Below are 15,070 nucleotides of genomic sequence, written 5' to 3' on the forward strand. Positions count from 1 at the left end.
CACTCCGAAAATTACACCTTGTAATTTCAATAATTTTTAAACCGTAATTTAAAAAATGAAAACATCAGATTTTAATTTTGATCTTCCTGCGGAATTATTAGCAGAACACCCATCAGAGCACAGAGACGAAGCGAGATTAATGGTACTTGATAGAAAAACACAAACTATCGAGCACAAATTATTCAAAGATGTTGTGGATTATTTTGATGAAGAGGATTTGTTCATCTTCAACAATACTAAGGTTTTCCCTGCACGTCTTTACGGAAATAAAGAAAAAACAGGTGCTAAAATTGAAGTTTTCTTATTAAGAGAGCTTGATAAAGAAACAAGAGTTTGGGACGTTTTGGTAGATCCGGCAAGAAAAATCAGAATTGGTAACAAATTATTCTTCACTGAAGATGAATCTTTGGTAGCTGAGGTTATTGATAACACGACTTCAAGAGGAAGAACGTTAAGATTCTTATTCGACGGTTCTTACGACGAATTCAGAACGAAACTTAAGGAATTAGGAGAAACTCCACTTCCAAAATATATCAAAAGAGCAGTAGAACCTGAAGATGCAGAAAGATACCAGACAATCTACGCTAAAGTAGAAGGAGCGGTAGCTGCACCTACAGCAGGTCTTCACTTCTCTAGGCATTTGATGAAGAGATTAGAGATCAAAGGGATCAATTTTGCTGAAGTTACTCTTCACGTAGGATTAGGAACTTTCAACCCAATTGAGGTAGAAGATCTTTCTAAGCACAAAATGGAATCTGAAGAGATCATCATTGATGAAAAAAATGCACTTATCATCAACAAAGCTGTAGAGTCTCACAGAAGAGTTTGTGCAGTTGGAACTACAACAATGAGAGCATTGGAAACTTCTGTTTCTTCAAACAAAAAAATCTCTGCTTTCAATGGTTGGACGAATAAATTCATCTATCCACCTCACGATTTTGGAGTGGCAAACTCAATGATCACAAACTTCCACACACCGAAGTCTACATTGATTATGATGATTGCTGCTTTTGCAGGAAGAGATTTCATCATGCATGCTTATGAAGAAGCCGTAAAAGAAAAGTATAAATTCTATTCTTACGGTGATGCCATGTTAATTCTATAAAAAAAGATATTAGGTAATAGGTTGCAGGTAGTAGTTACCTGCGACCTGCAGCCTAAAATCTACAACCTTACAATGAAAGATATCCGTATATTATCACTAGATCAACTTAAAGAATACTTCGTAACTTTAGGTGAAAAGCCGTTTCGTGCGAAACAGGTCTATGATTGGCTATGGAGTAAAAACCTCCATTCGATTGATGAAATGACGAATCTTTCGAAATCTCTTCGTGAAAAAATTTCCGAAGAATATACCATTAATCCTGTTTCTGTAGACCTTCTTCAGAAAAGTACTGACGGGACCATCAAAAACGGAGTAAAACTTCACGACGGATTATTGGTAGAATCTGTTCTTATTCCAACAGAAACAAGAACAACAGCTTGTGTATCTTCACAGGTAGGCTGTTCTTTGAACTGCGAATTCTGCGCTACTGCCAAACTAAAAAGGATGAGAAACCTTGAAGTGGCAGAAATTGTAGATCAGGTTGCTTTGATTGACAGCCAAAGCAGAATGTATTTTGACAGACCACTTTCCAATATCGTATTCATGGGAATGGGAGAACCGATGATGAACTACAAAAATGTAGTGGAAGCCATCAGAAAGATCACTCAGCCAGAAGGATTGGGAATGTCTCCAAGAAGAATTACGGTTTCTACATCAGGAATTCCAAAGATGATCAAAATGCTTGCTGATGATGAATTACGTGTGAAACTGGCATTGTCTCTTCACTCAGCCATTGAAACAAAACGTAATGAAATTATGCCTTTCTCAGATAAATTCCCGTTAACGGATATTATGGAGGCACTTCAGTATTGGTATCAGAAAACAGGTTCAGTAATCACTTTCGAATACTGTGTATGGAAAGGAATTAATGATGGTGATGAAGATATCAAAGCTTTAATTAAATACTGTAAGCAGGTTCCTTCAAAAGTGAACCTTATTCAGTACAACCCAATTGGAGACGGAAAGTATGACCAATGCAACAAACAGGCTGAAGAAAACTATATCCGTCAGCTTGAAAATGCAGGTATTACTGTGATGGTTAGAAGAAGCCGTGGAGGTGATATTGATGCTGCTTGTGGACAGCTAGCCAACAAAAATGCGGATTAAAATTTCCTTAAAAAAACCTTAAATCCCCCTTACAGAGCCACCTAAAACCCTACCTTTGCACAAATTATTTTGTGATGATGGAGTACTTTATGAGCGAGAACGGGTTAGAAAATGTATATGCATGGTCAATTCCGTTGCATGCTACAGTTATTTTAGCTGAAATGATTTACAGCCACGTTTCAGAGGCCAAGTTATACAGTGGAAAAGACCTTGCTACAAATGTTTATCTTGCTTTGATGAACTTTGGTCTTGACCTGATTATGAAAGCGTTTGCAATGGGAGTAATGTTCTTCTTTTACAACCACAGACTTTTTTCATGGGATCTTAGCATCTGGTATTTAATAGCTTGCTTTATAATTACAGATTTTGCTTACTATGTATTGCATTATGTGGATCACCGCTCCAGAGCATTCTGGGCTGTTCATATAACACACCATAGTTCAGAATTCTTTAACCTTACCACAGGATTCAGAAGCCCCGTTTTACAACCACTTTACAGATATTTATACTTTTCACCATTAGCGTTTTTAGGATTTAATCCTTGGCATATCATGGTAGCATACGCTATCGGACAGGTATATGGAACATGGGTGCATACACAGACAGTAAAGAGTATGGGTATTTTAGAGCATATTCTCGTAACCCCTTCCCACCATCGTGTACATCATGCTTGTAACATTAAGTATCTGGATAAAAATATGGGAATGTGTCTTATTATTTGGGATAAAATATTTGGTACCTTCCAGAAAGAAGACCCGAATATTCCGGTAAAATATGGAATCTATCCTAAAATGCCGGACAACAGACCTGATACAGTCCTCTTTTATGAATGGAGAAAAATCTGGAAAGATCTTAAGCAGCCAGGATTAAAATTCACTGATAGAATCAACTATATTTTCAACTCACCGGGATGGAGACATGACGGAACCGGAAAAACGGTAAGGCAATATCAAAAAGAATACTTTGCAAAACAGGCACAGAAAGAGGAGGCAAAGAATCAGAAGCAGCAGAAAACTGCTTAATTTCAAAAATAAAATCAATAAAAATCTATAAAGAAGGGCGGGCTTTGGGCCTGTTTTTCTATTTTGACAGCTGATAAGGCTATAAATAAGCCGTAGATTGATTGGTTAATAATTGTTTCACTATATTATTTTAGCGCAGTGTTCACAAGGATGTGCTTGAAAAAATACCTATATAATTTTATAGCTCCTCTGCGTATTCCGAGCGTTATTTTACTCCTCATCCCCACATGCTCAAATCTCTCACCCAGCAACCCTACATTTAAACTAAAAGTCCTATTTTTGCCTTATGAAAAGAATATTTCTGTTATTGGCTTTTCTTACCTTTCAAGCTGCATTTTCTCAACAGACAGATTTCCTGAAAATAAAAAAATACAGAGTTAGCCACTTGGATGATAAGATTCAGGAAACTTCCGGACTGAATATTTTTAGTGGAAAGCTATACACGTTTAATGACAGTGGAAACGCTCCTGAATTATATGAGATCAATAAAACTTCAGGTGAGGTAGTGAAAGTCTTAAAAGTAAATGCTAAAAATACCGATTGGGAAGCATTGACCAATGACGGAAGCAACTTTTATATCGGTGATTTCGGAAACAATGACGGAAGCAGAAGACATCTTACCATTTATAAGGTTCCTTTTCAGGGAGATAGTCTGCAAAATAGCCAGATAAAGGAGATTAAATTCCATTATCCGGAGCAGACTGATTATCAATCCAGTTATTTTAATACTGATTATGATGCTGAAGCTATGGTATATGCTCACGGAAAGCTTCATTTGTTTACCAAAGAATGGGTGTCTAAATCAACCATACACTATGTAATTGATCCTGAAAAGAATGAAAAACAGGATGCTGTAAAGACAGAAGCCTATAAAACAAATTTCATGGTGACAGATGCAGCCTATTTTGATAAGAAGCTTTATCTGGTAGGATATAGTAAGAAAACAGAAGTGTTTATGGATGTTTTTACAGAAACAGAACCCGGAATGTTTTTTAAAGAGAGACCAAAACATTATTATCTGGGAAGTGCTTTATCAATTGGACAGATTGAAGGCATTGCTGTAGATGAAACAGGAATATCTATTTCAGGGGAAAAGTTTAAATCTCCGCTAGGAAGTGCCAAGCCGGCCCTTTATTTTATCCCCAAAGAACAATTCAAAGATTAATTTTCTCTTAAAATTGAACGAAAAAAATTATCTTTGTGAGAATTAATAATTTTATTCAACCAGCATTAGCAGATTGTGGCAAACATCGTAGAAGAAATCAAGCAACCGATCAATGATGAAATGAAACTTTTTGAACAGAAGTTTTATGAGTCAATGCAGAGTAAAGTCCCTTTATTAGATAAAGTAACTCGTTTTATTGTTACCACCAAAGGGAAACAGATGCGTCCTATGTTTGTATTTCTTTGTGCCAAGCTGGTAGGAAATGTCACCGAAAAAACGTATCGTGGAGCCTCCATGATTGAGCTGATTCATACAGCCACTTTGGTACATGATGATGTGGTGGATGAAAGCTTTAAACGCCGTAACTTTTTCTCCATTAATGCCTTATGGAAGAATAAAATTGCTGTTTTGGTAGGAGACTACCTGTTATCAAAATCAGTCTTATTATCTACGGATCATAAAGATTACGATTTATTGGGTGTAATTTCAAGAACCATCCGTGAAATGTCTGAAGGTGAGCTTCTTCAATTGGAGAAAGCCAGAAAACTGGATATTACGGAAGATGTTTATTATGAAATTATCCGTCAGAAAACGGCAACTTTAATTGCTGCCTGCTGCGAAATAGGAATTCTTTCTAACAATGCGGACGAAATTCTTGCCAAAAAAATGCAGGACTTCGGTACCTTAACTGGAATGGCTTTCCAGATCAAGGATGATCTTTTTGATTTTTTAAGCTCCAATGTGATTGGTAAACCGGTAGGCATTGATATTAAAGAACAGAAAATGACACTGCCTTTAATTCATACCCTGAAGATAGCTAGTGAAAAGGACAGAAAATACTATTTCGATACCATCAAGCGTTATAATAACAATCCAAAACGTGTAAAAGAACTGATAGAGTTCGTTAAGAGTTCCGGAGGGCTAGAGTACTCTATCACAGTAATGAAAGACTTTCAGCAGAAAGCTAAGGATATTCTGAATGAATTTCCGGAGTCTGAAGCAAGAAAATCCTTACATAGTATGCTGGATTATGTAATTGAAAGAAAATTTTAAAAAATATTTTTTAAATACAAAGCTTCGGCGCACCACAGGTGCGCCGAAGCTTTGTATTTATGTTTTTCTATTTATATTTTTTGTACCGTTACATTGGTCACATTTCCATTCCCTGTAGGTCCTATCTCTGTTGATAAGATAGTACATGACTGATTGGGAGCTGCTGTAAAACGAATCTGATAACCTGCTGTAGGGACTACAATTACTGTTGTATAATTCATTAGTTCACCAATTCTTGTTGAAGATGTTAGGGTAGGAGTTGTTGCCCCTGCATAGTGGCTTCCTCTTCCCAGATAGTTACTGTCCGGAACAGGTCTGATGCCTAAAAGTAATTGCGCTCCTGCAGAAATATTTGAAAAACTTGCCTGTAGCGTCACCAGATAATTACCCGCCTGATTAAACGTCAGAACTCCTGAAGAGGTGTTGTAAGAATAAAATGGGGAAGTTGCCACTGGAGTGGCAAACATTAGGGTAACAATTGAAGCTGAGATACTTATGTTCTGATCGGCAGCCAAACGTGCATGAAATAATGAATAGGCTGTAAAATCTATAGTTTTCAGGACACCAGTGCCGTCTGCAACTACTACTCTGTCTGTTCCTCCAATTCCAATATTGGAATTAATATTTCGGATACGTACATTTCCAGAACTTACATCCAGCTTTTCTGTTGGCGCTGTAGTGCCTATCCCTACTTGAGCTGTGTTGGTCACTGCGAAATCATTAGCTTGTTGTACTACTGAAGGAGCACCTGATGTTGGGTTGTCTTTGGCTCCATCAATATGAAAGGTCGTCTGAGGATTTGAGGTATTTACTCCTACTTGTGCGAAGTGAAGGGTAGAAAAGGCAAAGACCTTAACTACGATCAGTAATTTTTTTGTCATTTTATAGTGTTTTTTTTAATTATTATTTGAAATTAATTTCAAATAATATACCAGAATAATGAAAATAGATGTTTCTCGATAAATATCTATATTTTTTAGTTAGGTAATAATAATTGAGCGTATGCTTTGGAATTAAATTATTTTTAGAGTTAAAATAATAACGGCCAGAACTATACAAAATAAAGCGATTAAAAATAAATAATCCGCAATACTCTCAAACGTGTATTCCCGTTTTTTATTTCCCGTTCTGATGGCCAGAAATGAAAAGAAGCAGCTGCATGCAAAAAGGATGCAGGCAAGCCCTGCAAATTCGTCCAAATATGTATTGTGGCTTATCTTAGCGATTTTCAATGAGGTAATAATAATCAATGAAAACCCCAAAAGATTGCTGGACGCATTCAGGATATGAGGTGATTTTTTTTCCATCTTTACAATTTTTTTCAAAATAAAGCACAATTTTTTTTATTATCAAATTTTTAAAAAAGATTATTAAAAATTAAAATTAATTTAAAAAGTGTATATTAGCAAAATACTTGAAGAACAAAAACTTTTTTACTTAGCTATGCAGACAACTTATATTGAAACACAGCAAATATCCTTTCAAGATTTTAAAAATCAAATACTTGAAGATTACAGGTTAGGAAGGATTTCCCGTGAAATGTCTTATCTCGGAAGGAGAGAAGTACTTACCGGAAAAGCTAAATTCGGAATTTTTGGGGATGGTAAGGAACTTCCTCAGCTTGCAATGGCGAAGGTTTTCAGAAATGGAGACTTCCGTTCTGGCTACTACAGAGACCAGACTTTTGCATTGGCCATTAATGCTTTAACGGCTGAAAGTTTCTTTGCTCAGATGTATGCTGATACAAGCGTGGAAAGAGAACCGGCTTCAGCAGGAAGACAAATGAACGGGCACTTTGCAACAAGAAGTTTAAATGAAGACGGAAGCTGGAAAGATTTAACTGCACAGAAAAATATTTCTTCCGATATTTCTCCTACAGCAGGACAAATGCCAAGATTATTAGGATTAGCTCAGGCTTCTACAATATATAAAAGTGTAAAATTTGAAGGTTCTGAAAAGTTTTCAAGAGAAGGAAATGAGATTGCTTTCGGAACTATTGGTGATGCTTCTACAGCAGAAGGTCATTTCTGGGAAACATTGAATGCTGCATGTGCACTTCAGGTTCCTATGATTGTTTCAATCTGGGATGACGGATACGGAATTTCTGTTCCTACTAAAAACCAGAGAGCAAAGGCTGACATCAGCGAAATGCTAAGTGGTTTCCAGAGAAAAGAAGGGGAGAACCAAGGTTGCGAGATCATTCAGGTAAGAGCTTGGGATTATCCGGCACTATTGGATGCTTATGCTAGAGCAGAACATTTTGCAAGAACAGAAAGTGTTCCTGTAGTAGTTCATGTAGTAGACGTTACACAGCCTCAAGGACACTCTACATCAGGATCTCACGAAAGATATAAAAATGAAGCACGTTTAGCTTGGGAAGCTGAATTTGATGGATTGTTAAAATTCAAGGAATGGATTATCAACTATTCTATCGATATTGATGGAAAAGAAGAATTAATTGCTACTGCTGAAGAATTGGATGCCATTGATGAAGAAGCTAAAAAATTAGCTAAAACAGGTCAAAAAGCAGCTTGGGATAACTACCAAAATGCTATTAAAGAACTAGTTCAGTCTATCATTCCTTTAGTAGAAAACCTTAAAGGTCAGAATACTGAAGTAGAAGCAGCGCTTACTCATTTCAATAAATTAGTTTCAAAAGCTAAGAAAGATGTATTCCATTTAGCAAGAAAAACTTTATTGGCTACAAGAGGGACTAACTCTGCAGAGAGAAATCAGTTGATGCAGAAGTATAATGAAGTGTCTGAAATTGAAAAAGACAACTATTCATCACACTTATATTCTCAGTCTGAATGGAAAGCTGAAAACATTAAAGAAATCAAGCCTGTTTACTCAGACAGTTCTGAAGATGTAGACGGAAGAGTTGTTATCAGAAATAACTTTGACAAAATCTTTGAAAAATATCCTGAAACACTAATCTTTGGAGAAGATACCGGAAATATAGGTGATGTAAACCAAGGATTGGAAGGAATGCAGGAAAAATACGGAGTATTACGTATTGCTGATACAGGAATTCGTGAAGCTACGATTCTTGGACAAGGAATTGGGATGGCAATGAGAGGTTTGAGGCCAATCGCTGAAATCCAGTATTTAGACTATGTTCTTTACTGTCTACAAGGAATGAGTGATGATCTGGCAACAGTACATTACAGAACGAAAGGAGGTCAGAAAGCTCCATTAATCATCAGAACAAGAGGTCACAGATTAGAAGGAATCTGGCATTCAGGTTCTCCGATGGCAGGTATTCTTAACCTTTCAAAAGGGATCTTAGTATTGGTGCCAAGAAACCTTACTAAAGCAGCTGGTTTCTATAATACGATGCTTCAGGCTGACGAACCGGCAATTATCGTAGAATGCCTGAACGGATACAGATTGAAAGAAAAACAACCTGATAACTTAGGAGAATTCACTGTTCCTGTAGGGAAAATTGAAGTAACGAAAGAAGGAAAAGACGTTACTTTGGTAACTTACGGTTCTACATGGAGAATTGTAACGGAAGCAGCTAACGAGTTGGAAAAACTAGGGATTTCTGCAGAAGTAATCGATATCCAGTCATTAATTCCTTTCGATTTATCTCACGAAATTGCTCAAAGTGTTAAGAAAACGAACAGATTAGTAGTCATTGACGAAGATGTGGAAGGTGGAACAACAGGATTCATCTTACAGCAGATCTTAGAAAAGCAGAAAGCGTTCAGATACTTGGATTCAGATCCGTTAACAATCTCTGCTAACGATCACAGACCAGCGTATGCAAGTGATGGTGACTACTTCAGTAAGCCGTCTACAGACGATATGGTAGAAAAAATCTACGCTATGTTTAATGAAACCAATCCTCAGAAATATCCTGCGATATTCTAATTAGGATTAAAAATAAATGTTAAACCGCTTTCATCATCTGAAAGCGGTTTTTTATTATCATATTCAAAACATTGGTTAAAATCAGCTTTTTATTAGTAATTATTCCTTTTGTAATTATAAAAATATGTGCATTTTTATAATGAAAATGTCTTGTATGGATTACAAAAAAAAACTATTTCAATTATCAGTCTTATTCTTCAGTGTTTTATTCTATTCTCAATCCGATAAAAGTGATGTTTTATACGGAAATTTCACCTATTTGCTAAAAGCTAAGCTCAGCACACAGACACCTGATTATATACACGAAGAATTCTTCTCTTTACAGATGGGGGAGAAGCGTGCTTTTTTTGCAAGTACACAATCTATTAAAAGAGACTCAGTGTTTGGAAAATCTTATGTAACTGCCAATAATCCTGATGGGAGCATAACCATTAGCCTTAAAAATGGAACATCAGTACCCAAAACAAAATTTCCATATACAATCATACAATCCAATGAAAAGGTAGAGTACTTTCAACCCGTTGGGATGACTGTGCTTACTTATCAAGAGCCGATAATAGGGAATTGGAAACTTATTGATGAAATAAAAACAATCAATACAATAAATTGTAAAAAAGCTGCAGTTACCTACAAGGGAAGAAACTGGACTGCCTGGTACTCAACAGAAATTCCATTACCCTATGGCCCTTATAAATTCAGCGGATTACCGGGATTAATTATTAAAATAACAGATGAAAAAGGAGAATATGATTTTGAGCTTATAAAATCTGTACCTACTTCTGAATTGGAAGGAAAATCAATTAATATAAAGAAAAGTCGATATACCGAAGCTGTTGAAACAACTCAACCTAAATTTCAACAGGCATTAAAAGCTAGCAATGATAATATAGCAGGTGTACTGGCAAGTTACGGGACTACAATTCTAAGTGGACAGGAAAAGATTAATCAAAGGCAGAAAGAATTGGAACTTATTAATAAATATTTAAATCCGATAGAACTTGAATAAATTTAAATAATGGGTTACCAGCGAAAGTAACCCATTTAATGTTAATCTTCTTCAGCCAAAGTAATCCGAAGTTTATTTAAAGCACTCATCAAAGTAATACTTGAGGTTAATTCTACCATTTCTCTTTCTGTAAAATGCTGTTGTAATTTTTCTTTGATTTGTTGCCAGTCATTATTGTTATAAGAGATAGTTTCTGCCCACTCTAAAACTAATTTCTGTTTTGTATCAAAGGCGTTGGTATGTTTCCAGCCTGGTAATTGATTAATAATATTCTGTTCAATCCCCAAATTAAACAGTTCTTTAGCATGATAGCCGCAACAGTAGGCACATCCGTTGATCTGTGAAACCCGTAATTCGGCTAATGCAATAAGTTTTTCATCAATACCGGATTTTCGGATGCTGGTGTGTGCTTTATACAGATGACCAATAGTTTCTTTCGCAATTTCTTTGTAATTCATAATGAGAATTTTTTCTACAAATTTGAGTCAGAAATAATGGAAAAACTATATACTTACCTTTTCGTGTTATACTTACCTTTTTGAAAGTAGGTGATGAAAATACAGAACTGGAATTTGTATATTTGAAGCAAGGAACATCAGAAATTACCATGAAAATTCTCCCTTATCTTTTTTTCGTACTATTACTGTTAGGTTGTAAGGATCATGCAAAGCCTATGGAAGAACAACCTCCAAGCCTTGAAGAGCAGCCTCCAAATCCTAAGGAATTTCTGCGTAGCTATGTGAAAAATCCAAATCCAAATGATAGAATGTGTAAAGATGATATTGAACAAGCTGAGAAAGATTTGGAAAAATATAAAAATATTTATGTAACGACATCTTGTTTTGGTTGCAAGACACCTCCTTATGCAGATGAAATAATAGAATATGCAGCAAAGGATCATTTTAAAATAATCAATAATGACTATAGCTGTGTTGTTATCGATGGGCAAACTCAGGGATGTTACAAAACAATGATCGATTTAAAGATGGAGAAAATCCACGGAAAAGATTTTCGTCAGAAAATCGAGCATGCAGCTGAAGAGTTAATGATTCAAAAGATTCAAGCAGGAACTAAAGTCTTAAGTATTTATGATCTGCCGGAAGAAGATCTGCCCTATTTCAAAAAGGAAGACAAACTCATAAAAGATGAGTATATTCTAACGATCAAAACAAAACTCCCGTTAAAATATGAACTGCACACTACTCCTTTTATGGATATAAGCTTTATTGTTGAAAAAGATGGAAGTATCAGTCATTTAAAAAATGAAAACTGGGTAAGTGGTTTCAAAACGAATGAAAAGTATAAAAATGAACTTGAGAACATCGCAAAAAACAAAATTCTGACTGATTATTCTCAATGGACGCCCGGGAAATATAAAAATACGATTACAAGAGTAGTCAATAACTTTAGAGTTTATTTGGAGTAGAAAATTAATACCATGAAAATTACCAAATTAGTTATTCTTTTCAATTATAAAAAGATCCTGCTGGGAATAGTGGTATCACTTTTTCTTTTTTTTCTGTCATTTCAGCTTAATTCAGCCGTTTTTGCTGTATTGTTGAGAGCATTGGGTGTTCTCATTGTTTTAAACATCATAGCGTCTCTGGTGGCTTCTTATATCCTTTATGATACTTCTGATCTTTATGAACTGAATGATTTAAAACAGGATATAGATTGGAGCCAGATTAAAAATGCTGTTCTCATTCATGCTAGCTTTGACCCTTTATCCCAGCGATTAGAAGAAAAATATCCTCATTTGAACTTAATAGTCTGTGATATTTACGGAAATCGTCATGAAGACGAAAGCGGAATTGAAGTTTCCAAAAAAATATTTCCTCCCAATCCAAGAGAAACTAAAATCTCTCCGGACCAATTGCCTTTTGAAGACGAATCTCAGGACGTAATTTTGGCGGTAACAGCCCTTCACGAAATTTTAGATCATGAAAAAAGAGTTTTGTTTTTTAAAGAAGCTCAAAGAATTTTAAAGAAAGGAGGTGTAATTATTATTTCAGAGCAGTTCAGAGATATTACTAACTTTATTTTCTTTAACATCGGAGCATTCCATTTTTTAAGCTGGAAACAATGGACAAGTTCTATTTCTCCATCCGGATTGAAAATAATCAAAAATAAAAAGATAACCCCTTTTGCGAATATGCTGATTATAGAGAATAATTAAATATCAAGTGAAGTTATTCCGCAAAATATAATCAGGCATTCGCTGCTTTTTTCTTTTCCTTTATCAATTCAATACAATCTTCTGAGTAGGTTCCTTTCACCTGATATTGGGCTTCCCATTCTTCCAGAAGATATAAAATAGGTAGAAGAGCTAATCCTTTTTCAGTAAGTGAATATTCTACCCTTGGAGGCAGCTCTTTAAACTCTTCACGGATCACTAAACCATCCGTTTCCATTTCCCGTAACTGATCCGTTAATACCTTTCTGGAGATGACATTAATGCGTACGGCAAGTTCTCCAAAACGTAGTTTTCGGTCTTTAATTACCAATACAATAATAGGTTTCCATTTGCTTCCCAAGGCGGCCATTGCTTTGCCCAGAGGACAGCTGTATTGCATTAATTCATTCTTTTTCATACGTTACTTTAATGTTACTAATATAAGTTACTGCGAAGTTACCACTATTTTTTTAATGAAAGATACAAAAACGAACTATTATTAGTTACTTTGTGTAACAATTATAAAACAAGATTTTAAATATGACTACATCATCATTATTTAAACCGTTCCAATATAAAAATTTACAGCTTAAAAACAGAATTGTAATGGCCCCAATGACCAGAGCTCAATCTGACAATGGTGTTCCTACACAGAAAATAGCTGACTATTATGGAAGAAGAGCTGCTTCAGAAGTAGGATTGATTCTTTCAGAAGGAACTGTAATTAACAGACCCGGATCAAAGAATATGCAGAATATCCCGGATTTCTATGGGAATGAAGCTTTAAAAGGCTGGAAAAACGTAATTGATACGGTGCATCAGAATGGAGGAAAAATGGGGCCTCAGATCTGGCACGTTGGAGACACCAGAATGTCTGAAGATTATCCGTTATTACCTATGGAAAAAGCTTCAACCATGACTGTTGAAGACATTCAGGATACCATTGCACAGTTTGCTGCTTCAGCAAAATCAGCGAAAGATCTTGGCTTCGACTGTCTTGAAATTCACGGAGCGCATGGTTATCTTATCGATCAGTTTTTCTGGGGAATAACCAATACAAGAACAGATGAATATGGCGGGAAAACCTTAAAGGAAAGAAGCCGATTTGCTGTTGATGTGGTGAAAGCAATCAGAGCTGCAGTAGGAGAAGACTTTACTATTATCCTTCGTCTTTCACAATGGAAGCAGCAGGATTATAAAACCAGATTAGCCTTTACTCCAAACGAAATGGAAGATTGGTTATTACCATTAAAAGAAGCCGGAGTTGATATTTTCCATTGTTCACAGCGTCGTTTCTGGGAGCCGGAGTTTGAAGGTTCTGATTTAAACTTTGCAGGATGGGCCAAGAAAATTACCGGACAACCAACCATTACTGTAGGTTCTGTAGGGTTGAACGGAGACTTTTTAAATGCTTTTGCAGGACAGGGAACTGAAAAAACAGATCTCACAGAACTGATTAAAAGACTGGATAATGAAGAATTTGATCTTGTAGCTGTAGGACGTGCTATTTTGCAGGATTATCAGTGGGTAAAAAAGATCAAAGAAGGAGATACAGCTTCTCTTTTAGACTTTTCAGCAGAAAGTATGGGCGTATTATTTTAATGTGAATAAAGAAGAGTAAAAAAGTTTTGCAGTTAATTTTTTACAGTATATTTTATTTACTGGCGAAGCAAAAATTAACGATTCACTATTCATATTAATCATCATAATTCACTTTATTTTATATTTAATTTTCACCTATTTATTAAACAACCGGCTTTCAGAATTTCTGAAAGCCGGTTTTTAGTATTTATTAAATTCAACATGCATATTCTTCCGCTACACAGCTCCAGTAGGCCGGATACCCATTTTCTGCTTTATAACGACAAGGTCTGGCTCCAGGTTCGCAAACAGGAGCATTTCCGCCATTGATTTTCTTTAATTCTGATTTTGCTAATTTTTTTAGATTTTTCATGTTTAATAATTTGTATAGATTATGAATAATATAGCTTATAAATCATCTTACTTTTACTCAGTAAAATAAGTTTTCAGCTTTCTTTAGGTGTTTGTAAAATAAACTGTTTTCGGAAATCAGAAAGCGGTTGTTTTTATTACTGTCCGCATCCATGTGCTATTGGCTCACATGTCCAAAAGGCAGGATTTCCATCTGCAGGAGGATAACGGCATGCTATTTCGTCATATTCACAAACAGGAGCATTTCCGCCATGAATTTTCTTGAGTTCTGATTTGACAATTTTTTTTAAATTCTTCATAAGTAATAATTTGTGGGTTGATAAAAAGTAATATTCTGAAATTTGGTGTGATATTCTTCAGAGGATTAAGGACACTCTGTTGTTTCCGAAATACATCTCCATCTTTGAGATCCGTCTTTACCAGTATAGTAGCATGCTTGGGTTCCAGTTGGGCATTCCGGAGCATTTCCACCATTGATTCTCTTTAGTTCAGATTTTGCTAATTTCTTAAGGTTTTTCATGTTGTGGTGATTTGTTTAGTGTTACAAATGTAATATTTTTTATTAATCTTGCAATACTTTGTTTGAAATTCCAAAATAAACTTAAGTAGA

General features: G+C 35.6%; 17 protein-coding genes. 10 read left to right on the forward strand and 7 right to left on the reverse strand.

Annotated elements, in window-relative coordinates; genetic code table 11:
- Positions 1 to 55: 55 nt before the first annotated feature.
- From queA to J2772_RS09040, 5 genes are all read left to right on the forward strand, one after another.
- A complete protein-coding gene (gene queA / locus J2772_RS09020) occupies positions 56 to 1,105 on the forward strand; it encodes a tRNA preQ1(34) S-adenosylmethionine ribosyltransferase-isomerase QueA (RefSeq protein WP_209915825.1) in 1,050 nt (349 codons plus the stop codon).
- A 72-nt stretch (positions 1,106 to 1,177) separates the two neighbouring features.
- On the forward strand, positions 1,178 to 2,212 hold the full coding sequence (gene rlmN / locus J2772_RS09025; RefSeq protein WP_209915827.1) for a 23S rRNA (adenine(2503)-C(2))-methyltransferase RlmN: 1,035 nt from the start codon (positions 1,178 to 1,180) through the stop codon (positions 2,210 to 2,212).
- Between the two features lie 74 nt (positions 2,213 to 2,286).
- Entirely contained in the window at positions 2,287 to 3,234 is a 948-nt protein-coding gene (locus J2772_RS09030; RefSeq protein WP_209915829.1) for a sterol desaturase family protein, read from the forward strand.
- A 286-nt stretch (positions 3,235 to 3,520) separates the two neighbouring features.
- Positions 3,521 to 4,399, forward strand: coding sequence for a hypothetical protein (locus J2772_RS09035; protein WP_209915831.1), 879 nt, complete (start codon positions 3,521 to 3,523; stop codon positions 4,397 to 4,399).
- Between the two features lie 75 nt (positions 4,400 to 4,474).
- Positions 4,475 to 5,452 (forward strand): polyprenyl synthetase family protein, encoded by a 978-nt coding sequence (locus J2772_RS09040; protein WP_209915834.1) that lies wholly within the window; start codon positions 4,475 to 4,477, stop codon positions 5,450 to 5,452.
- A gap of 71 nt (positions 5,453 to 5,523) precedes the next feature.
- On the opposite strand, the gene J2772_RS09045 is transcribed toward J2772_RS09040, so the two are convergent.
- Positions 5,524 to 6,333: a hypothetical protein gene (locus J2772_RS09045; protein WP_209915836.1), complete on the reverse strand. Its 810-nt coding sequence runs from the start codon at positions 6,331 to 6,333 to the stop codon at positions 5,524 to 5,526.
- 132 nt (positions 6,334 to 6,465) lie between these two features.
- The gene (locus J2772_RS09050) at positions 6,466 to 6,759 is read right to left on the reverse strand and encodes a hypothetical protein (RefSeq protein WP_045499073.1); all 294 of its coding nucleotides are present in this window, start codon (positions 6,757 to 6,759) and stop codon (positions 6,466 to 6,468) included.
- Positions 6,760 to 6,895: 136 nt separating this feature from the next.
- On the opposite strand from J2772_RS09050, the gene J2772_RS09055 reads away from it, so the two are divergent.
- Positions 6,896 to 9,328: a transketolase C-terminal domain-containing protein gene (locus J2772_RS09055; protein ID WP_209915838.1), complete on the forward strand. Its 2,433-nt coding sequence runs from the start codon at positions 6,896 to 6,898 to the stop codon at positions 9,326 to 9,328.
- A 154-nt stretch (positions 9,329 to 9,482) separates the two neighbouring features.
- The gene (locus tag J2772_RS09060; RefSeq protein ID WP_209915840.1) at positions 9,483 to 10,334 is read left to right on the forward strand and encodes a GLPGLI family protein; all 852 of its coding nucleotides are present in this window, start codon (positions 9,483 to 9,485) and stop codon (positions 10,332 to 10,334) included.
- A gap of 41 nt (positions 10,335 to 10,375) precedes the next feature.
- Here J2772_RS09060 and J2772_RS09065 read toward each other — a convergent pair whose 3' ends face one another.
- Entirely contained in the window at positions 10,376 to 10,792 is a 417-nt protein-coding gene (locus J2772_RS09065; protein ID WP_209915842.1) for a carboxymuconolactone decarboxylase family protein, read from the reverse strand.
- An 80-nt stretch (positions 10,793 to 10,872) separates the two neighbouring features.
- Here J2772_RS09065 and J2772_RS09070 point away from each other — a divergent pair, with 80 nt between their 5' ends.
- Both J2772_RS09070 and J2772_RS09075 read left to right on the forward strand, forming a co-directional pair.
- Positions 10,873 to 11,760 carry a hypothetical protein gene (locus J2772_RS09070; RefSeq protein WP_209915844.1) on the forward strand — a complete coding sequence of 296 codons (888 nt, stop codon included), beginning with the start codon at positions 10,873 to 10,875 and terminating at the stop codon, positions 11,758 to 11,760.
- 12 nt (positions 11,761 to 11,772) lie between these two features.
- Positions 11,773 to 12,510 carry a class I SAM-dependent methyltransferase gene (locus J2772_RS09075; RefSeq protein ID WP_209915846.1) on the forward strand — a complete coding sequence of 246 codons (738 nt, stop codon included), beginning with the start codon at positions 11,773 to 11,775 and terminating at the stop codon, positions 12,508 to 12,510.
- Between the two features lie 31 nt (positions 12,511 to 12,541).
- Here the strand turns inward: J2772_RS09075 and J2772_RS09080 are convergent, their stop codons facing one another.
- The gene (locus J2772_RS09080; protein ID WP_209915848.1) at positions 12,542 to 12,925 is read right to left on the reverse strand and encodes a winged helix-turn-helix transcriptional regulator; all 384 of its coding nucleotides are present in this window, start codon (positions 12,923 to 12,925) and stop codon (positions 12,542 to 12,544) included.
- Between the two features lie 122 nt (positions 12,926 to 13,047).
- On the opposite strand from J2772_RS09080, the gene J2772_RS09085 reads away from it, so the two are divergent.
- The gene (locus tag J2772_RS09085; protein WP_209915850.1) at positions 13,048 to 14,109 is read left to right on the forward strand and encodes an NADH:flavin oxidoreductase; all 1,062 of its coding nucleotides are present in this window, start codon (positions 13,048 to 13,050) and stop codon (positions 14,107 to 14,109) included.
- 196 nt (positions 14,110 to 14,305) lie between these two features.
- Here the strand turns inward: J2772_RS09085 and J2772_RS09090 are convergent, their stop codons facing one another.
- The 3 genes from J2772_RS09090 to J2772_RS09100 form a co-directional block, all read right to left on the reverse strand.
- Positions 14,306 to 14,461 carry a bacteriocin-like protein gene (locus J2772_RS09090; RefSeq protein WP_209915852.1) on the reverse strand — a complete coding sequence of 52 codons (156 nt, stop codon included), beginning with the start codon at positions 14,459 to 14,461 and terminating at the stop codon, positions 14,306 to 14,308.
- A gap of 136 nt (positions 14,462 to 14,597) precedes the next feature.
- Positions 14,598 to 14,759, reverse strand: coding sequence for a bacteriocin-like protein (locus J2772_RS09095; RefSeq protein WP_209915854.1), 162 nt, complete (start codon positions 14,757 to 14,759; stop codon positions 14,598 to 14,600).
- A gap of 65 nt (positions 14,760 to 14,824) precedes the next feature.
- Positions 14,825 to 14,980: a bacteriocin-like protein gene (locus tag J2772_RS09100; RefSeq protein ID WP_209915856.1), complete on the reverse strand. Its 156-nt coding sequence runs from the start codon at positions 14,978 to 14,980 to the stop codon at positions 14,825 to 14,827.
- Between the last annotated feature and the right edge of the window lie 90 nt (positions 14,981 to 15,070).

Source organism: Chryseobacterium jejuense (assembly GCF_017877355.1).
GTDB lineage: Bacteria > Bacteroidota > Bacteroidia > Flavobacteriales > Weeksellaceae > Chryseobacterium > Chryseobacterium jejuense_A.